A 22,449-nucleotide genomic window follows, 5' to 3' on the forward strand; every position below is an offset into this window, starting at 1 on the left:
TAGTAAATCGTTAGCTAGATATGAGCAATTTATGAGCAATTGCTGTATGATTGATTGAAAGTTAGCAAATCGTTAGCAAATCGTTAGCAAAAGGGTAGTAAATCGTTAGTTAAATATGAGCAATTTATGAGCGTTTTTATAATTGAGATAATTGGCTTCAAGAATATAGGGAGATAGAAATTTATGGCTAAGAGAACAAAATTTTCCAAGTTTCGTGATCTTTATGAGGTGATCGAAGAGCTGGCTGTTTCATATACCTATGAAGGCGTGGTTGAGATATTAGCTGAGCGTCATGACCTCATTCTAACGACTGGCACACTGACTAATTATCTCTATCGCTATAGAAAAGAATCAAAGGAATTATCTGTCGCTACAGATAATTCTAGCAGTAATGTAGAGGTTGAGCCTGAGGTAAGAAAACAAGTTTTTGTTGACTTATATTCTAGTGACCCAATCCAAGAAAGCAATACAGATGCTAGGGATGAGCCATATGTACAGCCCACGCATGAAGAATTAGATACGGCTATGAAGAGATTTGAAGCGAAGCTAGCAAATAAAAGAAATAGATCTCTTCTTGATAGTTAAGTTATTGATAGTAAATAAATAAAAATTCCATAAAGGGACATTTTCCGAGTGTAAAAAGGAGCAATCTATGAGTATTGAAGGTATATCAGTAGCAAGTAACCATTTCATGATGTTTGAAGAGGCACAACGAGAATACTACCGTCAAATGGGTCGTCTTAACACCTTTGGTTTAGAAAACGAAGCTCATAGCGATAGCATACGTAAAAAGATGTTTGAGCTAAAAGATGAGGAACGTTTACTAAGAGAATATAGCGCGAGCGAACTCTACGCCATACAAAAACAGCTAGAACAGAAAATTGATGATTTTCTAGGTGGATTGGATGAGTAGCACATGACTATCACTTTTCGTGAAAGACTAAAGCCCTAAGATTGTTGAATTGACGGTACTTATCGCTTATATTAAGGGTACATGAATAAGCTATAAGTAATGCTATGAGCACAACCAATTATAATATTCGTTTGGATCAAGAGTTAAAAGATAAGGCGTTTTCGGTGCTTGAGGGCTATGGTTTAACGCCTTCGCAAGCCATTAAGCTGTTTTTGCATCAGGTAGCAGAAACCAATAGCATACCGCTGTCCTTTGATTATCAGACAATGCCTAGCACCAATACGCTTGAAGACGGTGATCAATGATTGAGTTTGAATGGGATGAACAGAAAAATAGCAGTAATCAACGCAAACATGGCTTATCCTTTGAAGAAGCAGCTCGGGTATTTTTTGATCCTTTGTGTTTGCGTCAGCAAGACCGCTATGAAAATGGTGAAGAACGGTGGCAAGCGCTTGGCGCTGTGAATGGGGTGGCGGTATTGCTGGTCGCTCATACTCAAAGAGATAGTGAGGGCGGCGAGGTTATTCGTATCATATCAGCACGACGCGCCACTAAGGCTGAAAGGAGGTTTTATGAACAAGGTTAGCTATAAAGCAAATGAATTGCCGTCTTTAAGCGCTGAGCAAGAAGCCAACTTGCAACGATTGGCTACGCTTTCGGATCATGACATTGATTTGTCTGATATTCCTGAAGTTACCGATTGGTCGAGCGCGACTCGTGGTAGTGTGGTGGCGGATGATCCTATGGTAGGTGCTAGTATCGTGAGTCCTAGTATCATTGCAAGATTCCAGGATAAGGCGAAAAAGACAGGTGGTAACTACCAAGACATGATTAACGATGCGCTAGAAGAGTATTTATTGGATCATTAGTCGGTAAGCTTACAACGTTTAAAACTCCCACCACCGTTTTTTCTTCTTAGCCGTCGCGACGACTGAATCGTCTTTTTTTTCTTGCTCTTGTGCAAGTGGCGGCTCATCGCTCATTTCAGCTTGCTTAAACTCTAACAGTCTCACTTGTGCGAAATCTTGGATACTGGCGTTGGCTTTATCCAGTGTTTTGTTCAATTGTCCTATCTACTGCTGATAATTTTCAATTAACTTTTTTTGATCGTTTACCTGTTGGCTGAGATGTTCATTCTTGAGCTTTTCAAGCGCTAATTGGTGTTCAATGTCCGTATTGTACTGAACACTTTGACTGTTCAGAGGTGTACTTTGGACAGTGTTCACTGAACGTTCAGTACGTTTTTTAGAAATTGGCTCACCAAACACGCGCAACATTTCTGAAACGTCTATTTTCTTATCTGCCGTTCTAGAAAGCTCACCATCATTGACTTTCTGATAGATCGTCGTTCTTGATACACCCCACTCTTTTGCTGCTTTCGTCACGGATATGTTCATTGTTCACCTAGTGTTCAAGTACGTTTTTAGTGTCTGTACAGTGCAACTGTTCAGAACGTTCAGTGAACAACTATGGCACTAACCTGTCTATCAGGCAAATTATAAATAAACTGCTGTGTAAATCAGACTGTTAGTTATATAGCACTCACTTTATTGAACAAATATAGGGTATTATTAATGCTTGAAAGCAGTGTTTTGGATATCAAAAAAAGTAGGTTTTATGAAAAAAGTTATTCTAAGTATGGCGTTATCTCTCTTTGGCTTATCTGCTCAGGCAGCAGTTATTGTCACTGATAGAAACTAAAAGGACTGAGTCCTGTGCAGTACAGGACTCAGTCCTTGGGGTAAACTAAACCGTCCAATATTTGGGGGTCAGTTCATCCTAATTAGGCTTTTTATTTGTCTTCATAATTAGAGCTGTAAGATTTATTTAATATTATCACCCCAAGTGATAATAGGCTTAGCTAGACGGTAATTTGCTGCTGCATTCTTAGCCCCAATAGTACTAGCGATAAAGGTTAAAAGGGCACTAATCAGCCAAAATAATCCAGTATACAGAGCCGTTTTACGTGCGACGTCTTCTGCTTGCTGCATTCTTTGCTCAGCCATTTGTTTGGCTTCTGCAATATATTGTTCAGTTTTGACCTTATACTCATTAAATGATTGTTGAACCTCAGTACGCACTTCTAGCGCTTGCGTTTGAGTTAAACCCTGCTGCTGCAAACGTGTGATAATTTCAGGGCCTTTTAACGTCTCTTCAATAGATGCCATACGCTCTTTTGCATAAACGTCAATATTGCGCCATGTATTTAGGTCAGTAAAGTCCATGTTATTAACCTGTGTCTTGGTCTGATCGAACATATCCTTAATAACATTACTGACGGCAGCAATCTGTTGTTGATTCAAGTTCTGCGTATTTTTTGCAACCATCGCTTGTACGTCTTCTTTACTAATATCACCTGATACACGTTGATAAACTTCTTCTGCTTTTTGTTGTACGCTGTTGCTTTGTGATGCCGCCCCAGCAGCTGTTGCACCAACAGTGGCGGTCGTTGCTGCTGTTTTAGCCACAGTGCTTACTGTAGAGCCTACAACATTACCTGCCATTGATAAGATACTAGTAGCACTACTCATCGCGAAAAATGTGGTGAGTAATATAATTAAAGCTCCTGTAAGCATGCCTGTTAAAGTGGCGTCTTTTGGATCAATATCCGTGCCATCGCCAAATAGCGCTTCAGGTGCAGAGTACTTAATCGCGAAGTACCCAGCTACATAGGCACTAACTAAAGCAGTAATGGCCGCATAGATACCCCCAGCAATACTACTGCCTTTCAAATCAAAAGGTAATAATGAGCTCAGAACTAATGCAAGCGCAATCATCGCCATAACCACTATCAGTCCCATGACAAGACCGGCGACTACACCGCGCCACGACGGACGACGTTGAGGGAAATAAGAGGGGGTCATATTTACTCCTTATAAAGTTTTACTTTTATTTTATATTAATAATATGCCATATGAACAAATCCTTTAAATACATACTAACTGTAAGTTTTTGAAAGTTATATAGCTATTGAGTAGCCAAAAAGGGGCTTTTTAGCTGAATCAATAAATAAGAGAATATAGAGTTGTAAATATGAGTTCTTAAGATATACCTATATCTAACCAATCAGATGCTTTTACCGCTTCGGTTCCATAGTAAAAATTTGCACCTGGTAGGTAAGTGATTGATGATAAAATGAATTTTTGTTTAGGGCTTCACTCAGTACGCATTTTGTTGATAGTCGAATATTTATTTGCAGTAGCAGTAATGAATGAGTAAGATGTATTAACAAGAAAAAATACTGGGGGGGGGGGCGGTTATGAGCAATACGAAGTTTATTCTTCAAGCTTTAGGAGTGAGCGGTTTAATTTTGGTATTGGCCACTATGGTTGTTACTAGATTTATTTAACGTATCTCATTATAACAAACTTACCGGCTATCCTTTGTGAGCGTAGACGGTATAGTAGAAACTAGACGGGCGATCGTAACCCTTATTGCTTATGACTTAAGGTCTTTATAATTTACTCAATACTAGCCCCTATACCAACAATCGATTTGAGAATGGCTGCTACATTTCCCAGTCATCTAGCAATTCAATACTAATCCTATTGGCTGCAATTAATACCCGACTGAATGATTTGGTCATCTGGCTATTATCGTCTTTGGTCAACTCCGTTCTATGAGTATTCACTGTGGGCATTTCCAGCCAGTTAGTATTTACATTAGGTTTAATATTTCTGATTGCATGCCATGCTTGCTCTGATTTATACATGGTCATTTGCACTTAAGTTGTGATTGGTGCGCTATACAGGCATCGAACAGCCAGCTTTCTGTGGGTAAATGTTATAAAGTTTTCAAAAACGTTTTAGCCTCAATGGGCTTAGTAAACTCAATAAATTTAATATGCTGGTATTCAGGTTTGTTTATTAACTGACGAACCTTTTTACGATTTTTCTTATGCGTTGTAATCGTCCACCATATGATAGATTTTTTGGAAAATAGTCTTGTTAAGCTCTCTACATTATTGGTATCCCACAGCTTCTTTCTACTAATAGTCCTGAATACGGCACGTTTGAGAGCACGAGACAACACTAATGGGAACGAATAGTTCAGCCAAATGACGGTGTCGATATCTTTCCATTTTATAGGTATCGTCCGACTATAATTACCATCTAATACAAACGCTGGCTTATCTAGCGCCTTTTCAATATGTTTGATAAAAGTTTCATCATCAACATGCTGCCAATCATCCAGCCAAAATAATCCGTCCATTTCAACATATGCACAGTTAAGCTTATCTGCTAGAGCTTTGGCAAACGTAGATTTCCCTGAACCCGATGTACCTAACACGTTGATTCTTTTCATGGTTATACCATCTCAAATACTTATGAATACTTCGGCAATATCCAAAAAATGCACGTAGTATGCTTAAATTAGACTTTCTATTAGTTTTTATAAGCTCAACAATATTACTAAATTACCAAATAGCATTTAAGCAATTAATCTCCATTGCCTACGCCTTGAGCTAGGCATCACTAACTTTCAAAAGGATAAATAGACTTAGCGCTGCTTGTCGACGCACTTTCTATAGTATTTAAATCGCCAGTGATGCTAGCTTTAACATCACCTAAATTGGGAGATGAAGGCGTGAGCCACAGCACCATGATCATGCCTAGTAGAACGAAAGTAACACCTACTAAACGTCCAGCGTTTATTTGTTTCACCGGTAAATTCATAAAACCGTATTGGTCTAATATTAATGAAATAAGCATTTGACCCGCGATCACGCAAACAATAAAGCGAGTTGCGCCTAAACGAGGGACTAGAAATAATGCGGATGTAATATAGATGACGCCAGCTATGCCACCAAACCAGACCCACATTGGTAATTGTCCAATTTCACTCAATATGGGCGTAGGGACACGCATAGAAAGAATGACAGGTATTACTATAAGTACACTCACCAATAACGACACTACCGTTGCCCAAAGAGGATGTCCAAGAGCACGGCCTAATTCAGCATTACTTGCAGCTTGGAGAGGGACTAAAGCGCCAGCAACTAAGGCGATAATGGCAAAAGAGATACCAGTAAGTGATAGATTCATACGTTTGCTCCAGATTTATTTAATTCTCTAGAGGAATTATTTCATATTAAAAATTTGAATTGAAATTATTGTTTTTTTACTTCACTATTCGTCATATGAATAACTTAAGACGTATTGACCTTAATTTGCTCGTGACGTTGCACGCATTATTAGTAGAAAAGCACGTATCACGAGCCGCTCTCCGGTTACATAAAAGTCAGCCGGCAGTTAGCCACGCGCTGGCCCATTTACGTACCATATTTGATGACCCTCTATTGGTTCGACGTTCAGGAAAATTGGAATTGACTTCGCGAGCGAGCGAGTTAATCCTGCCCTTGACTGATGTTCTAGAGCAGCTTGGTGCGTTGATTGAGACACCAGAATTCAATCCTCTCAGTGCGAAGCGAGTATTTCGTCTGGCTATGTCTGACTATGGCGCGCGTGTATTTATGCCGAGTTTGGTGCGCTCATTAAGAGTGCTTGCGCCTGGCATTGAGCTTGAGGTAAGTCAAGGAAGCCGCGAAGCGATGATGGCGGATGTGTTCGATGGTGAAACTGACATGGCTTTCGGTGTCTTCCCAGATAAAGTGCCAGAAGCGCTTCGTATGCACACCTTATTTATTGAGTCTTTTGCTTGTTTGGCAGACAAAAGCACTTTGCCAGAGAGTGGTATTCTCGATAAAGATAGTTGGTTGGCTCGACCGCATATCCTCGTTGCCATGCAATCAGGTGCTAATAATGAGATTGAACGTGCACTTAGTGGCGCAGGATTAAGTCGTCATGTTGTAATGACTTTGCCACACTGGGGAATTGCCAATCAATTAGTGGCTGGTACTGACCTGATTTTGACAGCGGCGCGGCGTAGCTTTGATATGACTGATAGCAACTCACAGGTTCAAATATTCGAACCACCTTTTCCAATTGAATCATTCGATTTTAAATTACTATGGCATCAACGCCGTGAGGGCGATGCAGCGCATAATTGGCTGAGGCAATTAATTATTAGTGTGCTTAATTCAGAGCTTAACGAAATAAGTTAGAAGAACTACCTAGAACAATGAATCAACCTAGGCTGTAAGCATATGTTTCTATGCTGTATAGCGCCCCGATCACGAATAGAATATGCATGGTAAGTACACTATGAAGTACACTACTGTCACTTGAGCCATTGCTACCACTAGCCCACAGCCAAAGATTCAAGTCCCATGTAGGGTACCGAACCAGTGAAAGCACCGGAATGGTTCCCTTAAGGTATACCCCAAGGGAACCAGCTATTTCACCCTTCAAACCTATTAACAGACTACTTAAAACAGACTGGTATAATGGAACCACTTATAACAGACTATTTTAGGTGCTTATGTTTATCAGAGCGTATTTACGAGCGTCAACCAAAGAGCAAGACGCTAAGCGTGCCAAAAGCGAACTCATAGCATTTGCCAACGATCATGGCCACAAAATTGCTGCCTTCTATGTCGAAAACGAATCAGGAGCTATTTTAGTGCGACCAAAGCTTATGCAGCTGATTGAAGATGCTCATAAGGGCGATGTTATCTTAGTTGAGCAGATTGATCGCTTGGCACGTTTGAATCAAGCTGATTGGGATACGCTCAAAAGAATGCTATCAGAAAAAAAGCTCTCTATCGTGTCAAAAGAGCTGCCGACCTCATATATGGCGCTTCAATCTGAAAGCAGTACAGAATTTATGAGCAGTGTATTGCAGGCCATTAACTCGATGATGCTGGATATGCTCGCAGCCATTGCTCGAAAAGACTATGAGGATCGCCGTAACCGTCAGATGCAAGGTATTGCTCGTGCTAAGGCAGAAGGTAAGTATTCAGGACGTAGGAAAGATACGGAAAAGCGCAAGATCATCGCTAGTCTGCTCAAATCAGGTCATAGCTATTCTGATATTCAAAAAATGACCAAGTGCTCACGGCATCTGATCGCTGATGTAGCCAAGGAAAGACCGAAGATGCTCAGTACTCATTAAGTGGTTCCACTACAGCAGTCTACTATGAGTAGTCTATTAATTGATTAATAAGCCTTTTTAGTTGGTTCCGCTGGGATATGCTTGTTCATTACCTAACTTACCCAAAATTTCATATTGATTAGCTAAAATCACACGTTCTGTATCTGTAAAGCTCATAATCACCTCTTATATTAATTATAGTTAAAAAATAGACAGCTCAGTTGCTAACTCATAAACAGAGTAACAGAAGACACACTGTCAATTTAATACAAATAATTAATAAATATTTAGTTAAAAATATTTATTAAAAATGCAGCTTAAACAGATAACCATTCACTAGTGATGTATGCTGAAAAAACCGTAGACAAAAACATGGAAAACTAAAGAAGACAAATAGGTGCTCTCTGTTTAATTTTGTGTAAATAACTTGCTCCGCTTCGAGATTTTTATCATGTCTGTTATGGTAAAAACCAATAAGTTGATAGCGAATCGACAACTTATTTTTATAAATATATTAGACCTCTTGCAAAAGTCATAAACCAAGCTCGAAATTCACAACAGCGGCGAATAGCTTCATTCTAAGATCATAGCGCTGACGACGGTTGCGATATTTATGAGCAACAATTTTGAACAATTTAATTAAGCCTATTTTATGTTCAACCATAATGCGAAACTTAGCGAGATACTGATTGGCTTGTTTGCAGAGCTCTAACAATTGACCCCCACGTGGCTTTTTAAAGGGGGTGAAGCTCTGTTCATGTAACTTTACAATGCCCTGATAGCCACTATCGGCTAATAGTTTAGCGTCACAAGGTAACCAGTCAGGACAAGTATCTTTATAGAGCTTAAAATCGTGGATTGACCCTTTGGACGTTTGAACATCTAATATCAAACCTGTTTTCCAGTGAACGATTACTTGAGCTTTTAAGGTGTGTTGTTTCTTCTTGCCACTGTAGTAATCTCTTTGTTTTTTTTTGGACGCTCAATAGGGGTTTCAGTGGCATCGACGATGACGACTGACCAATTAATATCGTCATCGACTCTACTAGGCAGCTTTTTAGGTAATTCAAACTTTCCTGAATCAATAAGAACATCTTCTACTTTACGAATGATACGGCTGGCAGAAGATTCATGAATACCAAAGTCCATACTGATGTGGTACAGCGTCCGGTATTCACGCCAATAAGTAAGGGCCAGTAATATTTGTTCCTCCAGACTAAGCACGCTTGGTCTACCTGCTTTGGTCTTTTGGGTTTCATGCTGCTGCATGGCCTCAAGCATTTCATAAAAGGTCGCTTTATGAATACCTGTATAGCGTTTGAAGCCTGCGTTATTTTGTTCGAGTAGCTTATCTATGTTTGGCATGGTTCTTAGCTAGTTGTGAATGTATTAGTTATTGTAAAACCCTCTGCTACTTTTGCAAGAGGTCTATTTTGTACAAGGTATCTTTTTAGAAGATATCTTTCTATAAGGCGTTTCCAAATTATAAGGACGAATATTATGAGTACTGATTCTAAAAACAATAATGCTAAAAAAAATAAAAAACCTGTTATCGATAACTCTGAAGATCTAAAAGACAGAATCACTGAGTCCATCGATGCTTTTAAGCTGCGTGCCAACCTTCTGATGGCCAATATAAAAGAAGGCGGGGAGGATGGCTACGATCATTCAACGACCACTGCCGGTGAGAAAGGGCTTAAATCAGGTAAGGTTTCAGAGTTAACGGTTATCGCACCTCTAAAAGAAGGCGGTGCAGAGCGTCTAAAGGAAATTTTAAAAATCGCTGGCGGCAATCTAAAAGGTGCCACGCGGGTTGGGACGTTGCACGATTTGCGCTTTGTATTTTTAGATGATGATACTAGAGTGCTATTTTGTACTGCTTATGATGGCGATTGGGACCCTTATATCGACGACTTTGCAACCAAAATCCCTGAGCTGATGGATATTTTATTCGGTAGCGTTGAAGGTTGGCCTGGCATTAAAGACCCGAGTGTCAAACAGTTCATTTTAGATCATCAAATCACTGCCGCTGGTTGGTATGTAGGAGTTCCGCATCTGACTATTCAAGATATTCGCCGCCAAGACCGCATCGTTAAAGGCATTAATAAAGCGCTGGATGAAGCACAGTCTTAAAGTTTGTGATAAAACAATAAGATATTACTAATTTATGCCATTCTTTTATATCACCATTTTTAAATGGGTTGGGTGATATAAAAGGTAAAGGCAAAGTAAACTCAGACAATGATAAAAATAGGGTTAACAATGAGTAAAAACACTGGAAATAATAATAAAAATGATAGTACTTCAAAAGATAATCATCCTTTAACCAGCAAACTGCATGAATTAAAGGATGACTTTGGCAATCGTATCGTAGATAGCAATGTTGAATCTTGGTTAGCAGATATTAAAAAAGAAGTCGGCGACGGTATCGAGACTTTAGCGAATAAAGCACGCGGCGTCTTTAATCCAAATACCGTCACCATGCAGCTAGAAGACATTCAATCCATTATTTTACGCGACCGACCAACGCCTTATTATGGAACAATCGTTGCGCTGAAAATCAATAATGCAGAAGCTGGGCGCCAACTACTCAAAACCGTTTTGCCTGACGTGACTGGCAGTAAGGCGTGGCATAAAGACATGCAAGCGACGCTATCTATTGTCATGACTTATGATGGTTTAGAGGCGCTCGGCGTGCCGCGGTCGTCATTGGATAGCTTTCCAGAATCCTTTAAAGCAGGTATGGCGAAGCGCGCAGAAAAGCTGCGGGATTTCGATATCAATGCCCCAGAAAACTGGGCTGCCCCTTTTGGTGATAAAGGCGATATCCATGTCGGTGCGGCCATTATTGCTGATAGTAAAGAGAAATGGCAAATAAAGCTAAAGGAGCTGCAAGACAATATTCAGTCGTATATCAATGAAGATAATCCCGCCAATGGCGATATTGAAATTCTTATGGAGCATACTTTCGGTTCAGACAATAACGTCAAAAACGTCTTTGGCTATCGCGATGGTATCAGTAATCCAGAGATTCAAGGCAGCGGTATTCAAACGCCGCCAAGTCTTGACGGTGAGGCGATAGCAGCAGGCGAGTTTGTATTAGGTTATAAGGGCGAAGCGGGCACGATAGCGCCAATGCCGCAGCCAGAAGTCTTGGGCAAAAACGGCTCATTTATGGTATTGCGTGCCTATAACAGTCATGTCGCCGCCTTTAATAAATTTCTAAAAGATAATACGCAGAGTGACGAAGAAGCGGAGTTACTGGGCGCAAAAATGTGGGGACGTTGGCGCTCAGGTGCACCTTTAGTCTTATCTCCTGAGCACGATGATAAGAAACTGGGCGATGACCCCAACCGCAACAATAATTTTGGCTATAAAGATGACCCTTATGGTAAAAAATGTCCATTTGGCGCGCATGCTAGGCGTATGAATCCAAGAGACAGCAAAGACTTTATTTTATCTGATGTGCGTTTGCATCGTATTGTTAGACGCAGCGTTGGTTTTGGTGAGGCATTGTCGCCCGATGTAACTGAGGATGATGGCAAAGAGCGCGGGTTATTCTTTATTGGTATCAACGCCCATGCTATGGAGACCGTTGAGTTTTTACAATCGCAGTGGATCAATGATGGTAATTTTATGAGCTTAGGAGAAGAAAAAGATCCGATGCTTGGTGTCCATCATGGCGATAAAGACGCAGCTGCCGATACCTTTACCGTACCTGCTGACCCTATTCGTCAGCGCTATCACGGTATCGAAACCTTCAATACCTTGTACGGCGGTGAGTATTTATTTATCCCAAGCTTATCGGCATTAGAATGGATTAGTGAATTGTCTTAAAAGTTTAAAAATACCGTTTCATTTACAAGAACAGCTACTTATAAAAAAGGATTGAAAAATGTTAAAAAAATTATTCAAAACTAAATATGTGCCTTATGATGCAAAATATATTCAACTGAGCGCAGAAGACGAACGTAATATCCGCACCATTACCGACGATATTAAAAACTATATCGCTCGAAGTGATAAAGCCAGCAACATCGATTATCATACGCGCGATGCTCATGCCAAAGGCTACTGCGCCCTTAAAGCCAAGTTTGAGATATTAGACAATCTGCCTGCTGAATACGCGCAAGGTTTTTATGCCAAATCAGGCATTCATGATGCCGTTATCCGTTTTTCTAATGGTGCCTCGCGTGTTTCGCCTGATAGTAAGCTTGGCTTAGCGCAAGGCTTAGCGATTAAGGTCTTTGATGTAGCAGGTGAAAAACTCGCGCCAGGCGAAGAAGACAGCACTAACTTTGATTTTAATTTGATCAATCATCCGGTGTTTTTCTGTAATCGAATCGAAGATTATGCTTATATCTCTAAGCTGTTTTTAGAGCTACCAAAATACACTGAAAAAGGCGCAAGAGGTAAAGCGCAATTGGCCTTTAATTGGTTAACCAACTATGGCTCAAGGTTACCGACCAAAGAATCTTTTAAAACCTTTAAAGCAGTTGGTGGATTTACAACGATTGAGCCAAAAAACACCTTACTTTATGATTTCCATTCACAAGGTGTGGTGCGTCATGGCGACTATATGGCGAAGATAAGAGTCACGCCAACCAAAGCAGCGGCTAAAAAAGTTACCCGTCGTGAGCTTGATGTGAATGCACGCGAGGAAGCGATTCGCCCGCTGATTATCGATGAGATACGCGAGCATGATTATCAGTTTGATATCCAAATTCAGCTTTGTCGTCATCTAAAAAAGCAGCCGATTGAAGAGATAACCACCGAATGGAAAGAATCTGATGCGCCATTTGTGACGGTAGCAACGCTGACGATTCCTTGCCAAGATGTGCCTGATGACGGTCATTTTGATATTATGGAAAGCTTGTCTTTTACGCCATTTCGTTGCTTAGAGGAAAACCGTCCGATTGGTAATTTGCAACAGTCGCGTCTAAAAGCATATCAAATAGCCTCGCAGACTCGTCATAAACTGAATGACGTTAAACGCCGCGAGCCTAAGAGCTTAAAAGAAACCTTTGATAAGTCATTCTTTTAACTATGTCTAAATTGAACCTTAAAGCGTATGACCCTTGCCGTCAAATCCGTATTTAAGTTCTCGTTTCTATGCGCATTGGCAGCCACGTTAGCAAACAACTGACTTGGGTATATAAAATAACCCTTAGTCTTAATCGCATCGTCTTTAATATCAGCAGTAATCACGTCATCAGGAAGAGCGGCATAATTAACACTCTCATCCCCCGCCTCAATATAACTGGAGAAGTTTTCACTAATAAAGCGATAGAACAAAGTCCCCAACACATACTGTTTAAAGTCCCACCCATCGACTGAGCCACGAACCTCGTTTGCAATTTGCCAAATTTGTCGATGCAGTTCCGCACGTTGTTGGGTACTTGTCATGATAAAAAATCCTGTAAAAAAATAAGAGACTAAAACTTACGCACATTGTGCCTAACTAAAAATACATTATCCACGATAACCGTCATCATGGGGCGCTAACGCATCAATCTGCTGATTTGAGAACAACTCACGGATGTCATCATCCGTATATTCCGTATCATCAGGTTGCTTATGTTGTCCATGCTCCTGCTCAGTTGGCTGATCATTAGCTTTAACTGCCTCTTCATCTAGGCCAATATCACCCCCCAAGCTTTTCACCATACTTGCAAACAACTCTTTATCTGACTTTCTGGTTAAAAACGCTGGAAAGTTTTTCGCAAAGTAATTTTGAATAAATTTTTCATCCTCACTCTCTCCTGCTAACACTTGCCCTAAAAAAGCGCCCATCAATATTTTTTGTTTGTTTAATCGCTTATCAAGCTTCACTTGCTGCAGCTTTGCTTTACGCTTTAACTCTTCTAACCGTTGACGTTCTTTTAGCTCATTAGAGTCTTGACTATCAAAAATAGACAGTGGCGCTTTATTATTAGATACTGACACTAGATTTATCCTTATCAATTAAATTTTACTCAGCATAGCAAGCACCTTACTATCATTCAATCACTTGTGATAAGCTTTAACACAACCACATCCGAACCCTAAAATATTTTATTTTATTATTTAATGGTGGCGTCCCCCTGACTAAGGGCGAAGTAACGACTCAAAATTCAATCTATCCACTTCGTTACTATCTTAATTTTGAATCCTTCTTCGTTGGGGAAACCCCAAACCCCGCACACCACAAAAAGCGGTGGTGTGCAAAAAGCAAAAGTAGTAGGTGACTCTTTATGACAATGGTACACATTGCGACAAAAGCGATTTCTCGAAAAGCAGGACAGTCGGCGGTGGCGTGTGCCGCCTATCGTGCTGGCGATGTGCTTGATGATGCCAAATATGGCAAGACCCATGACTATAGTAAAAAGTCTGGTGTGATGAGTAGCGATATCGTTTTACCATTTTCATTAAAGGCGCTGGGTGTGAGTGTGGATCGAGAGACGCTTTGGAATACCGCTGAAGCGGCAGAGACACGTTCGGACAGTCGGGTGGCGCGTGAGTGGCTGATTAATTTGCCGTATGAGTTAGACGAGTATGATCGGCATCAGCTGGCCATAAACTTTGCCCAAAAGCTTTGCGACGATATGGATGTGATTGCGGATGTGTGTATCCATCGTCCGGTGATGAAATTGCCTTTTGATCCTAATGTACCGCCAAGCTCGAAGTATTTGCGTGAGGGTGAGGAGAACCCTGATCCCCGTAATTTTCACGCGCATATTTTAGTCACTACTCGAGCGCCTACCATTGGACCAAATAAAACCTTGGCATTTGATCCAAAGCTTAAGACCCCGTTTGAGTGGTCCAATAAAAAACGTAAGGCGCATGATCTGCCGTCATCGATGCAGGAGATTAAGCGTGTTCGGGAGATGTGGGTAGATACCGCCAATAAGGTATTGGCCGAATATCATCTACCGCTGATGGATGCGCGCAGTTATAAGGATCAGGGGCTTGATCAGCAGCCCACCATTAAAATGGGCGTGGAGGCGACGGCCATGGAGCGCCGAGGCATCACGACCGAAAAAGGTAATACCAACCGTGCCATCAAAGCACGCAACAAATTGGTGGCTGACAACCATATCAAACAGGAGGCAGACAATGAGCGACGAATTAGCGCACTTAGAAACGGACTTGCTTGGGCAACTGAGAAAAATGCAAGACTACCTGGCAGCATTGGAGGCACAAAACAGCGAGCTGATTTTACAAAACAACTCTCTAGAAGCTCAGACAATCTCATTGCATACTGCACAGGACAGTCTCATAGAACGGCAGCTCGAGTTGACGACACAAAACGATGCATTGAAGACGCAAAATCAGGCATTGCTTGGGCAGTTAAACGATGCGAAAACCTACCAAAGTGGATTAATGGAACAGACGAAAGAAGCCAAAAAGCACAACAACGCATTGATCTCTCAAAACAGTGGGTTACTGCAAACACAAAAAGAGCTGCAAACAGCGAATCAATCGCTCAAGACATCCATCGAGACATTGCAGAGCGAGCAAAAGCAGCCCCCAGCCCCTTCGATGACGACGCACGACGAGCAAGAGCTGCTCGACTTGATCGACAGCAAGGACGCATTAATCGAGACACTCGAGAAAACCGTTACGAAGATGAGAGAATCTTTGAGTATGTTGAACGTATGAAGCTGCACTTAGCCATGCGCTTGATACAACGTCATCGTGAGGCGATGGCCATCAACTGGGCGCAAGGAGAAACCGCGGCTGACGCCCCTGATAAATTTGATCAACGGCAAGTGGCGCAACTCAGCGAGTTTGCACAGCGCCATGGTATTGAGGACCACGATAAAGCGGTGGAATTTACCGCGCACTTACGCCAAGTGGCCAAACGTTTTGATTACACGCTGGTTGAAAACAACAAAGCCATTATCAAGCTGTTGCGTGATCCTAACGCTGAACGTGAGCAGTATCTAGCGCTTATCAAGCATTTTACAGATTTCAGAGACAATATCGATCAAAAACGAGCGGCATTTAATACCAGTATCATTGACAAACTGGGCGGTAGCGCAGGAGAGGTTGGCAGAATGACTCGGGACATCATCTCATCATTTAGCTATACAAAAGGATTAACGGATTACATCAATCAGGATAACTACCCAGCTGAGGCAAGAGAGGTTGCTAGAGAACATTTAGCAAATACCTTGGATAAAACCTGTGAGCAGTTCAAACTTGCGTTTCGTGATGTGAACTCGTTACCAAGAACCCAGCGTAAAACCTACTCAGAGGCTCTTAAAACCACTCTAGAGACGTTTACTAAGCAATATGACGGAAAGCTGTCTGAAAGCCAACACAAAGCAATACAGAGCGGTCTAAAGTCTTATCAGTATCAATTGGATAAAGTTAATACACCCAGTCGGGGATTTAGTCCCTAATCTAATCCTAAAAAACTGTCAATGAAGGAGATATCACTTAAGTACAATATTTCGTTTAAGTGATGCTTTTTTTACTTATCCACAGAATTTTTTATCAACCGTTTCTTTGAAGGGTTTTATTTACTCCTGTTTACTCCTGTTTACTCCTGTTTAAGAGCTTTTTTTCTTCTTTATAATCAATATGTTGCATAACAAAAAAAGAGTAAATGAGCCAAAAAAAGAGTAAATGAGCCAAAAAAAGAGTGATTTAAAGATAGCTATTTATTTTACTATTTTTATGATAGTTTATGTCATGTGAAATTACAGTAAACGTAGAAATAGTGGAATATAAAATGGAAAGTAACTTAGTAGTACAGTCAAATGATTTAGTTCTTGCTACTTATACGATGACAACAAAAGAAAAAGAGCTTTTACTAACTTGTATTAGCCAAATTGATAGCCGACCTGATGCCCCAAATATCAGTAAACAAACTAAATTTACTATTACTGCTGACGAAATAAAAAAGCTTTTTTATCGTGATAGCAACGCAAAAAATATCTACCGTGATATTGAGCAAGCTAGTAACCGCTTGTTTGAAAGGGAAGTTAGTATCGCACTGCCGGACAATGAAGTATTGCGTACTCGCTTTGTTAGTAGTGCTCTATTTAGCCCAAATACAGGCAAAATTACGCTAACTTTTGCAGAGGATATATTGCCGTATTTGACACAATTGAAAGCAAATTTTACTAAATATAAGTTGTTAGAGATCAGTGAGCTATCAAGCATACACTCAATACGCTTATATGAATTAATAGTATGTTGGATTGGACAGTATCAATACAGTAAGGCGTATGAACTTGAAGATTTTAAATATGTCATGGGTATAAAAGGCAAGTACAAGCAATTTAGTGAACTTCGGAAATATGTGATTGATAAAGCATTAGAAGAGATTAACGAAAGTACAAATTATAAAGTTAGTGTGGAATATAAAAAAAAGAGTAGAGGTAAAGGTTACGAGGGATTAACGCTCAAATTCCATCGGAAAACATTAGACAAACTAACCAGTGAAGATGGCACTCTGTCACAAGCTACCATACAGTCTATTGTTGATAACGTGCAGTTTATGAATGACTATAATAATCATCCAGGCCTAAGTTATGACGGCAAAATGCAAAATGAGGCATTTAAGCGCGAAATGATAAATATTATACAGCGAGAGCCTGAAAGCTTTAACAAGCCCAATAAAGGGTTAGAGAGCTATCTGCCAAAGGTTAAACACTAATATTTTGAGCCCATCCCATATTCTGTGTAACTGCCCTTTAGATTAAATGCTTACTGATACGGTCATCAAACATAATCATAAAACGATTCAGAGCAGACGTCCAGTTACGGATTGGCATCGACCACTTTTTAGACGCCTGCTGGGTGGCTAAGTACACCACTTTGAATGCTGCCTGATCAGATGGGAACACCTTACGCTTATTCACTGCCGTCCGAATCACACTGTTTAGCGACTCTATCGCATTGGTGGTATAAATCACTTTTCTGATGTCTTTCGGATACTCAAAGAACACCGTTAAGCCCTCCCAGTTATTGCGCCAAGACTTGACCACGTGCGGGTAATCTTTGCCCCAAGTCTCATCAAAGTGCTCAAGATTGGCCTCTGCCATCTCAAGGGTATCAGCGCCGTAAATGGCCTTTAAATCAGCCGCTACGGCCTTTTTATCCGTCCACGGCACAAACTTCATTGAATAGCGCACCATGTGTACGATACACAGCTGAACCTGTGCCTTTGGATAGACGGTGTTAATGGCATCAGGGAAGCCCTTTAGACCGTCAACACAAGCGATTAAGATGTCTTGTACGCCACGGTTTTGAAGCTCGGTAAGAACACCTAGCCAGAACTTAGCGCCTTCATTCTCTGAGAGCCACATACCAAGCAGCTCTTTTTTACCGTTAAGAGCAACACCTAGCGCCAGATAGATAGCCTTGTTGATGATCTGCTTGTCTTGACGTATCTTCACGACGATGCAGTCCAAATAGACGATAGGATAAACACTATTCAATGGCCTGTTCTGCCAAGCGGTGATGTCCTCTAATATGTTATCGGTGACTCTTGAGACAAGAGAGCTTGAGATGTCGACATCGTAGAGCTCTTTAATGCTCTCTACAATCTCGGTGGTGGTTTGACCCTTGGCGTAAAGGAAGATGATCTTGTCATCAAGGCCACTAATACGGGTTTGATGCTTGCGCACGAGTGTAGGTTCAAAGTCACCATGACGGTCTCTTGGGGTAGAGATTTCAAGATCGCCTGTGTCACTTCGGACAGTCTTTTTAGTGTGCCCGTTACGCTTATTAGGTTTATCCGCCTTTTCATGCTTAGGGTAGCCGAGATGGTCTTCCATCTCAGCTTCTAAGGCAGTATCAATAAAGGATTGCATGAGCTGCTTTTGAAAATCTTTGATGTCATCGAAGCTGTTCATGCTACCAGCCATTTGCTCGGCCAGTTTTTTAATGTCAGATTGAGTAGTCATTGCTTATTCTCCGGTTAATGGATTATAAGCAGTTACACAGTTTTTAGGAAACTCCCCGACGCTCAAAAACAGTCAAGGCGATATTGTCTATACACCGCCCCAGGATTGACCTATACTTTAACTTCCGTACTATAGCTTTGCTTTTTCTTAGTCATGGCAAACTCCTCATCGAGTCGTTAGTTTACTAAGTTTATTTATACGGTTTCCTCAGCATAGCTCAGTGATTACTCAATATGGCATTAAAAAACCGAACGTCTGCTTTAAGGCGCGTTCGAATTACATTGATGACCATGTATGTCAGCAACCATTCAATATGACCGTTACACCGTTTCTTCAGCATAATTTACTTGTCGAATGACCCTTTTAAAAAATGCAAAGGCATCTTCAGCTCCTTTTAATGCTTGTTGGCGTTGTGTTAGTGTCAATTCTAAGCCATCTAATTGCTCTTTAAATTTACGCCAATGCACCATTCTGCCATCTTTATGTGCAGATAGGTGTTTTGCACCATGATTACTTGTAAGTTCAATTTTTTGAGCTTCTTTATATAAAATTGCGGCGCCTAAATTTGAACCTTCAGAGCAATAAAGCCAACCAATAGATTCAAACTCACTTGGACTAGGTATAGCCTCATCGACTAACATAGTCTTAACGTGAAGGTCTTGCATGTCCATGGCTACTTGTTCTAAGCGTGATAGACTATTAAGTCCCTTAATCTTAAGGTTTAAGCTGGGATTCTCATAGATAGGTTTCAAAACTTCGTGAAAAGCATTTTGTGCTTGTAAAAATTTACTGTAATTTTCTATAGAGGCAAATGGTTCCATAGATAAAACGAGCATGTCAACACTATCATGTGTTTGGCGGGAGTGCTTTTTTAATGCTTCACTAAGAGGTAAGTTCATCACTGTTTCCTATATTTATTAATTTAAGGGGCGCTCTCCCATTTCATCCTATTTAGTTAGCTTTTTTTAGATTGAGCGCACGCCAAAATATTTTTGGGTTTTTATTGATAGTTTTTTATGTATTTTATCCAAGACATATGGGCTAAAATTCGTAGGTTAACCCTACTTTGTAATTTCTTCCTGGTGCTGTAAATCTTTCAATGCCAACCCCTTTTTTATCTACCATAGAGTTGACGTTTAATTCTGCTAACGAACGCAAGTTATCCCACGGAACATATTTAGCATCAAATAAATTAAATACCCCTGCTGATAGTTTTAAATTAGAACCTAGTCTTTTACTGCCATAAACATCATATACATAAGCCGATTTAGACTTATCAATGTGCTTATAAGGAGCAATGACATTTTCATAAGGTATGTTATAACCATTTGATTCTAAGGTAGCTACTTTTGCGTCATCAGCATGTTTTCTGCCCAAATACCTTAGATTCGCAGACAGTTGCCAATCCTTTTTAGGGGCTTCATAACCTAACCCGAATGTGACATTCAAAGGCTGAGTCGCAAGTAAGTTAGTTCCTTTATCAGTTTTATCTTTGGCATAATTTAAATTAGCAAGTACTCGAATATCTCCTTCTAGGTCAGCAAGCTGTCCAACATCCCATACGCCTCCTAAACGCAATCCATAAGTCTCTGCGTCACCAATATTTTGGGCGCTGAGTATATTTATAGAATGGGGTGAACAAACCGGTTGGCCGGTCGAATAATCTTCATAGCATCGTTGTTGTTCCTCTTGAGAATTCAACAAACTGATAAAGTCCCTATATTTAGTATAGAAACCTATAGCTGTAAAACTTAAATCTTGAAACTGGCCAGACAAGCTTAGCTCATGATTAATAGATTTCTCAGGCTTAAGATGAACATTGGGCGTCAAACTGTTTCCCATCATCTCAAATGCTGAATACATTTGGCTGGTAGCGGGTGCCATGAATCCTGTAGATAGCTGATACTGGGTCTGTAAATATGGGCTAAGTTTGTAGTTTATGGAAAACATTCCACCTATATTGTCCATTTTCTTATTGTGATCAAACTCGCCATTCTCATAATCAATACGTACCGGATAATATTTACTCGCCTTCTCGACGCCTTTTTTATTGATTTCATCCATATAAGGTTTGTAGTTGTAATTGTCATACCGAAGCCCAATCGTCGTATCGAGCTTTTCCGTTAAATTTATTTTGTCTTGAATGGCCACATTGAAGATATCTTGCTTCACTGAGGGCCCAATAAAATCGTACCAAGAACTGGGGTTGCCTGAAGAAGGAATATAAGTTTCTTCTAAGGTCAATCTATGGTCCGTCTTTGCATATTTTGTATTAACTGACAAAGTATGAGAGCCTAGCTTCTCAGTTTCTAACGGTAAGCTTGTTGCCTCTATACTTAGTTGTATGGTTTTGTCCTCTTGAGGCCGATGCTTCACTCCATCTACCCTATAAGAGTCAGATCCCCATACTTGGCTATAAGTTTCTGTATTAGCTACTCCTGTAATTTTTTGCTGAGTTAAAGTGGTATTGACCTCATCTATGAACTCACTAGTAATAGGTAGGTATCTATGACTGATGCCATAACTTTCTAATTCTGCAGTATCCTTACCAATTCTTGAAGCAAAAGTCTTTCTGGTAAAGTTATTGGATACTCTATCCGTTTTTTGTTTAGTGGCATGAAAACCTAATCGGTTTTCTTCGTTCAAATGAAGGTATAACTTTGCTAACGTTGCCTCTGTTGTATAACTTAATGGGTCAGGTAATATTGCTGCTGTATTAGATCTGTACCCTGTAGAGGGATATTTATAGTCTGGATCATTGATAAAATCATAGGCAGAATCTAGTTTGTTTTTATCGAAATCTAACATTCGGTGATTTTTTGTTTCATGTCCTTCACGATGCACATAATTAATTATTGCCTCAACCTTATCGTTCTTCCCTGCCAAACCAAAAGCGTTACTAAATTCTTCATTGCTATTGCTATAACCTGTTTTGACATAACCACCAAGTTGACGATCAGGTCTTATTAAATCTTCTGGGTCTTTGGTCTTGAAACTAACAGACCCTCCCATTGCACCACTACCAGAATTAAAAGAGTCCGCCCCGACTTCAAACTCCACCTCTGACAGAAGCTCTACATCGGGTGAAAATCGACCCTCAAACATATATCCATAAGCTGAAAATATTTCATTGACTTGCTTATCTGGCAAGCTAACGCCATCTAAGTTTAAAGCTACCCTATTGCCATCTACCCCTCTGATGGCGTAGCCATTGCTACCATATCTTCCTGCATCTGCCACACTTATATCAGGGTTATAACGGACTAAATCTTTATCACTGTCAATTAGGTTGTCTGATATCGTCTTGGCCGTTTTAAGGTCGTCCCCTACATTTATAGGGGGCTGCTTATTAGCATAAACAGTTATCGTGTCCATATGTAACATCGGTAAGTTTTCTTCTTGGTGCTGAGTATCCGCAATGGCTGATTGATACATCAAAGTTCCAACAAGAATACTTAATAGGGTTTTAGACTTACCTTTAAGACTAGGTATATATATCGACTTCTTATAAGTTGAATCCTCGTGCATTCCAAATTTCCTATAGTAAAAATAAGCACAATTTTCTTCATATCAGCCTCGTCGTCAAAGGAAATAATATTAATTGTTAATAACATTGCTGATAGTTTCTTCATATAATAAAAC

23 protein-coding genes and 4 pseudogenes are annotated in these 22,449 nt (G+C 40.3%); 14 read left to right on the forward strand and 13 right to left on the reverse strand.

What is annotated here, in order from left to right; all coding sequences use genetic code 11:
• Positions 1-183 precede the first annotated feature (183 nt).
• From L2737_RS21605 to L2737_RS21625, 5 genes are all read left to right on the forward strand, one after another.
• Complete coding sequence (locus tag L2737_RS21605; RefSeq protein ID WP_248957057.1) at positions 184-585, forward strand: hypothetical protein; 402 nt, start codon at positions 184-186, stop codon at positions 583-585.
• 67 nt (positions 586-652) lie between these two features.
• Positions 653-913, forward strand: a complete 261-nt coding sequence (locus tag L2737_RS21610; RefSeq protein ID WP_248957058.1) for a hypothetical protein — start codon at positions 653-655, stop codon at positions 911-913.
• Positions 914-1,017: 104 nt separating this feature from the next.
• Positions 1,018-1,218 carry a type II toxin-antitoxin system RelB/DinJ family antitoxin gene (locus L2737_RS21615; protein ID WP_011512369.1) on the forward strand — a complete coding sequence of 67 codons (201 nt, stop codon included), beginning with the start codon at positions 1,018-1,020 and terminating at the stop codon, positions 1,216-1,218.
• Positions 1,215-1,499, forward strand: coding sequence for a BrnT family toxin (locus tag L2737_RS21620; protein ID WP_181716922.1), 285 nt, complete (start codon positions 1,215-1,217; stop codon positions 1,497-1,499). The genes L2737_RS21615 and L2737_RS21620 overlap by 4 nt, the downstream gene beginning before the upstream one ends.
• Positions 1,486-1,782: a hypothetical protein gene (locus L2737_RS21625; RefSeq protein WP_248957059.1), complete on the forward strand. Its 297-nt coding sequence runs from the start codon at positions 1,486-1,488 to the stop codon at positions 1,780-1,782. The genes L2737_RS21620 and L2737_RS21625 overlap by 14 nt, the downstream gene beginning before the upstream one ends.
• A gap of 18 nt (positions 1,783-1,800) precedes the next feature.
• On the opposite strand, the gene L2737_RS21630 is transcribed toward L2737_RS21625, so the two are convergent.
• Together L2737_RS21630 and L2737_RS21635 are read right to left on the reverse strand one after the other, a co-directional pair.
• Positions 1,801-1,977 (reverse strand): hypothetical protein, encoded by a 177-nt coding sequence (locus tag L2737_RS21630; protein ID WP_248957060.1) that lies wholly within the window; start codon positions 1,975-1,977, stop codon positions 1,801-1,803.
• Positions 1,978-1,986: 9 nt separating this feature from the next.
• Complete coding sequence (locus L2737_RS21635) at positions 1,987-2,310, reverse strand: helix-turn-helix domain-containing protein (protein WP_248957061.1); 324 nt, start codon at positions 2,308-2,310, stop codon at positions 1,987-1,989.
• A 300-nt stretch (positions 2,311-2,610) separates the two neighbouring features.
• Here L2737_RS21635 and L2737_RS22575 point away from each other — a divergent pair.
• Positions 2,611-2,658: pseudogene (locus L2737_RS22575) on the forward strand (hypothetical protein); the annotation flags it as partial.
• Positions 2,659-2,736: 78 nt separating this feature from the next.
• Here the strand turns inward: L2737_RS22575 and L2737_RS21640 are convergent.
• The 4 genes from L2737_RS21640 to L2737_RS21655 all read right to left on the reverse strand — a co-directional run bounded on the left by L2737_RS21640 (position 2,737) and on the right by L2737_RS21655 (position 5,958).
• Positions 2,737-3,777 carry a hypothetical protein gene (locus tag L2737_RS21640; RefSeq protein ID WP_248957062.1) on the reverse strand — a complete coding sequence of 347 codons (1,041 nt, stop codon included), beginning with the start codon at positions 3,775-3,777 and terminating at the stop codon, positions 2,737-2,739.
• 644 nt (positions 3,778-4,421) lie between these two features.
• Positions 4,422-4,631, reverse strand: coding sequence for a hypothetical protein (locus L2737_RS21645; RefSeq protein ID WP_248957063.1), 210 nt, complete (start codon positions 4,629-4,631; stop codon positions 4,422-4,424).
• 65 nt (positions 4,632-4,696) lie between these two features.
• The gene (locus L2737_RS21650) at positions 4,697-5,218 is read right to left on the reverse strand and encodes an AAA family ATPase (protein WP_248957064.1); all 522 of its coding nucleotides are present in this window, start codon (positions 5,216-5,218) and stop codon (positions 4,697-4,699) included.
• A 170-nt stretch (positions 5,219-5,388) separates the two neighbouring features.
• Positions 5,389-5,958, reverse strand: coding sequence for a DMT family transporter (locus L2737_RS21655; protein WP_248957065.1), 570 nt, complete (start codon positions 5,956-5,958; stop codon positions 5,389-5,391).
• A 95-nt stretch (positions 5,959-6,053) separates the two neighbouring features.
• On the opposite strand from L2737_RS21655, the pseudogene L2737_RS22580 reads away from it, so the two are divergent.
• The 3 genes and pseudogenes from L2737_RS22580 to L2737_RS21665 form a co-directional block, all read left to right on the forward strand.
• A pseudogene (locus L2737_RS22580) lies at positions 6,054-6,239 on the forward strand (LysR family transcriptional regulator); the annotation flags it as partial.
• Positions 6,240-6,977, forward strand: coding sequence for a LysR substrate-binding domain-containing protein (locus tag L2737_RS21660; RefSeq protein WP_248957066.1), 738 nt, complete (start codon positions 6,240-6,242; stop codon positions 6,975-6,977).
• Between the two features lie 317 nt (positions 6,978-7,294).
• Complete coding sequence (locus L2737_RS21665; protein ID WP_201613286.1) at positions 7,295-7,927, forward strand: recombinase family protein; 633 nt, start codon at positions 7,295-7,297, stop codon at positions 7,925-7,927.
• Positions 7,928-8,438: 511 nt separating this feature from the next.
• On the opposite strand, the pseudogene L2737_RS21670 reads toward L2737_RS21665, so the two are convergent.
• Positions 8,439-8,822, reverse strand: a pseudogene (locus L2737_RS21670) (transposase family protein); the annotation flags it as partial.
• A gap of 8 nt (positions 8,823-8,830) precedes the next feature.
• Positions 8,831-9,271, reverse strand: a complete 441-nt coding sequence (locus L2737_RS21675; RefSeq protein WP_248957067.1) for a transposase family protein — start codon at positions 9,269-9,271, stop codon at positions 8,831-8,833.
• Positions 9,272-9,406: 135 nt separating this feature from the next.
• Between L2737_RS21675 and L2737_RS21680 the strand changes: the two genes are divergently transcribed.
• From L2737_RS21680 to L2737_RS21690, 3 genes are all read left to right on the forward strand, one after another.
• Positions 9,407-10,039 carry a hypothetical protein gene (locus L2737_RS21680; RefSeq protein ID WP_223808438.1) on the forward strand — a complete coding sequence of 211 codons (633 nt, stop codon included), beginning with the start codon at positions 9,407-9,409 and terminating at the stop codon, positions 10,037-10,039.
• Between the two features lie 129 nt (positions 10,040-10,168).
• Positions 10,169-11,743 carry a Dyp-type peroxidase gene (locus tag L2737_RS21685; protein ID WP_083499711.1) on the forward strand — a complete coding sequence of 525 codons (1,575 nt, stop codon included), beginning with the start codon at positions 10,169-10,171 and terminating at the stop codon, positions 11,741-11,743.
• A gap of 58 nt (positions 11,744-11,801) precedes the next feature.
• Positions 11,802-12,950: a catalase family protein gene (locus L2737_RS21690; RefSeq protein WP_248957068.1), complete on the forward strand. Its 1,149-nt coding sequence runs from the start codon at positions 11,802-11,804 to the stop codon at positions 12,948-12,950.
• Between the two features lie 35 nt (positions 12,951-12,985).
• On the opposite strand, the pseudogene L2737_RS21695 reads toward L2737_RS21690, so the two are convergent.
• Positions 12,986-13,312 (reverse strand): annotated as a pseudogene (locus tag L2737_RS21695) (type I restriction-modification system subunit M N-terminal domain-containing protein); the annotation flags it as partial.
• 66 nt (positions 13,313-13,378) lie between these two features.
• Positions 13,379-13,852, reverse strand: a complete 474-nt coding sequence (locus tag L2737_RS21700; RefSeq protein WP_248957070.1) for a hypothetical protein — start codon at positions 13,850-13,852, stop codon at positions 13,379-13,381.
• 287 nt (positions 13,853-14,139) lie between these two features.
• Between L2737_RS21700 and L2737_RS21705 the strand changes: the two genes are divergently transcribed.
• Together L2737_RS21705 and L2737_RS21710 are read left to right on the forward strand one after the other, a co-directional pair.
• Positions 14,140-16,293, forward strand: coding sequence for a MobA/MobL family protein (locus L2737_RS21705; protein WP_248957071.1), 2,154 nt, complete (start codon positions 14,140-14,142; stop codon positions 16,291-16,293).
• Positions 16,294-16,625: 332 nt separating this feature from the next.
• Positions 16,626-17,555 carry a replication initiation protein gene (locus L2737_RS21710; RefSeq protein ID WP_248957072.1) on the forward strand — a complete coding sequence of 310 codons (930 nt, stop codon included), beginning with the start codon at positions 16,626-16,628 and terminating at the stop codon, positions 17,553-17,555.
• Positions 17,556-17,592: 37 nt separating this feature from the next.
• On the opposite strand, the gene L2737_RS21715 is transcribed toward L2737_RS21710, so the two are convergent.
• The 3 genes from L2737_RS21715 to L2737_RS21725 form a co-directional block, all read right to left on the reverse strand.
• The gene (locus L2737_RS21715; protein WP_248957073.1) at positions 17,593-18,807 is read right to left on the reverse strand and encodes an IS256 family transposase; all 1,215 of its coding nucleotides are present in this window, start codon (positions 18,805-18,807) and stop codon (positions 17,593-17,595) included.
• A 320-nt stretch (positions 18,808-19,127) separates the two neighbouring features.
• Positions 19,128-19,706, reverse strand: coding sequence for a biliverdin-producing heme oxygenase (locus tag L2737_RS21720; protein ID WP_045456012.1), 579 nt, complete (start codon positions 19,704-19,706; stop codon positions 19,128-19,130).
• 142 nt (positions 19,707-19,848) lie between these two features.
• Complete coding sequence (locus tag L2737_RS21725; RefSeq protein WP_248957074.1) at positions 19,849-22,335, reverse strand: TonB-dependent hemoglobin/transferrin/lactoferrin family receptor; 2,487 nt, start codon at positions 22,333-22,335, stop codon at positions 19,849-19,851.
• Positions 22,336-22,449 lie beyond the last annotated feature (114 nt).

The sequence above is a fragment of the Shewanella electrodiphila genome (genome assembly GCF_023283985.1).
GTDB classification, from domain to species: domain Bacteria; phylum Pseudomonadota; class Gammaproteobacteria; order Enterobacterales; family Shewanellaceae; genus Shewanella; species Shewanella electrodiphila.

Bases quoted from the DNA above. Each gene is read 5' to 3' on its own strand.
- L2737_RS21640 (WP_248957062.1), bottom strand. From the start codon at position 3,777: ATGACCCCCTCTTATTTCCCTCAACGTCGTCCGTCGTGGCGCGGTGTA.
- L2737_RS21635 (WP_248957061.1), bottom strand. From the start codon at position 2,310: ATGAACATATCCGTGACGAAAGCAGCAAAAGAGTGGGGTGTATCAAGA.
- L2737_RS21690 (WP_248957068.1), top strand. From the start codon at position 11,802: ATGTTAAAAAAATTATTCAAAACTAAATATGTGCCTTATGATGCAAAA.
- L2737_RS21680 (WP_223808438.1), top strand. From the start codon at position 9,407: ATGAGTACTGATTCTAAAAACAATAATGCTAAAAAAAATAAAAAACCT.
- L2737_RS21720 (WP_045456012.1), bottom strand. From the start codon at position 19,706: ATGAACTTACCTCTTAGTGAAGCATTAAAAAAGCACTCCCGCCAAACA.
- L2737_RS21705 (WP_248957071.1), top strand. From the start codon at position 14,140: ATGACAATGGTACACATTGCGACAAAAGCGATTTCTCGAAAAGCAGGA.
- L2737_RS21625 (WP_248957059.1), top strand. From the start codon at position 1,486: ATGAACAAGGTTAGCTATAAAGCAAATGAATTGCCGTCTTTAAGCGCT.
- L2737_RS21710 (WP_248957072.1), top strand. From the start codon at position 16,626: ATGGAAAGTAACTTAGTAGTACAGTCAAATGATTTAGTTCTTGCTACT.
- L2737_RS21650 (WP_248957064.1), bottom strand. From the start codon at position 5,218: ATGAAAAGAATCAACGTGTTAGGTACATCGGGTTCAGGGAAATCTACG.
- L2737_RS21685 (WP_083499711.1), top strand. From the start codon at position 10,169: ATGAGTAAAAACACTGGAAATAATAATAAAAATGATAGTACTTCAAAA.
- L2737_RS21725 (WP_248957074.1), bottom strand. From the start codon at position 22,335: ATGCACGAGGATTCAACTTATAAGAAGTCGATATATATACCTAGTCTT.
- L2737_RS21675 (WP_248957067.1), bottom strand. From the start codon at position 9,271: ATGCCAAACATAGATAAGCTACTCGAACAAAATAACGCAGGCTTCAAA.
- L2737_RS21615 (WP_011512369.1), top strand. From the start codon at position 1,018: ATGAGCACAACCAATTATAATATTCGTTTGGATCAAGAGTTAAAAGAT.
- L2737_RS21645 (WP_248957063.1), bottom strand. From the start codon at position 4,631: ATGACCATGTATAAATCAGAGCAAGCATGGCATGCAATCAGAAATATT.
- L2737_RS21620 (WP_181716922.1), top strand. From the start codon at position 1,215: ATGATTGAGTTTGAATGGGATGAACAGAAAAATAGCAGTAATCAACGC.
- L2737_RS21715 (WP_248957073.1), bottom strand. From the start codon at position 18,807: ATGACTACTCAATCTGACATTAAAAAACTGGCCGAGCAAATGGCTGGT.
- L2737_RS21655 (WP_248957065.1), bottom strand. From the start codon at position 5,958: ATGAATCTATCACTTACTGGTATCTCTTTTGCCATTATCGCCTTAGTT.
- L2737_RS21610 (WP_248957058.1), top strand. From the start codon at position 653: ATGAGTATTGAAGGTATATCAGTAGCAAGTAACCATTTCATGATGTTT.
- L2737_RS21605 (WP_248957057.1), top strand. From the start codon at position 184: ATGGCTAAGAGAACAAAATTTTCCAAGTTTCGTGATCTTTATGAGGTG.
- L2737_RS21665 (WP_201613286.1), top strand. From the start codon at position 7,295: ATGTTTATCAGAGCGTATTTACGAGCGTCAACCAAAGAGCAAGACGCT.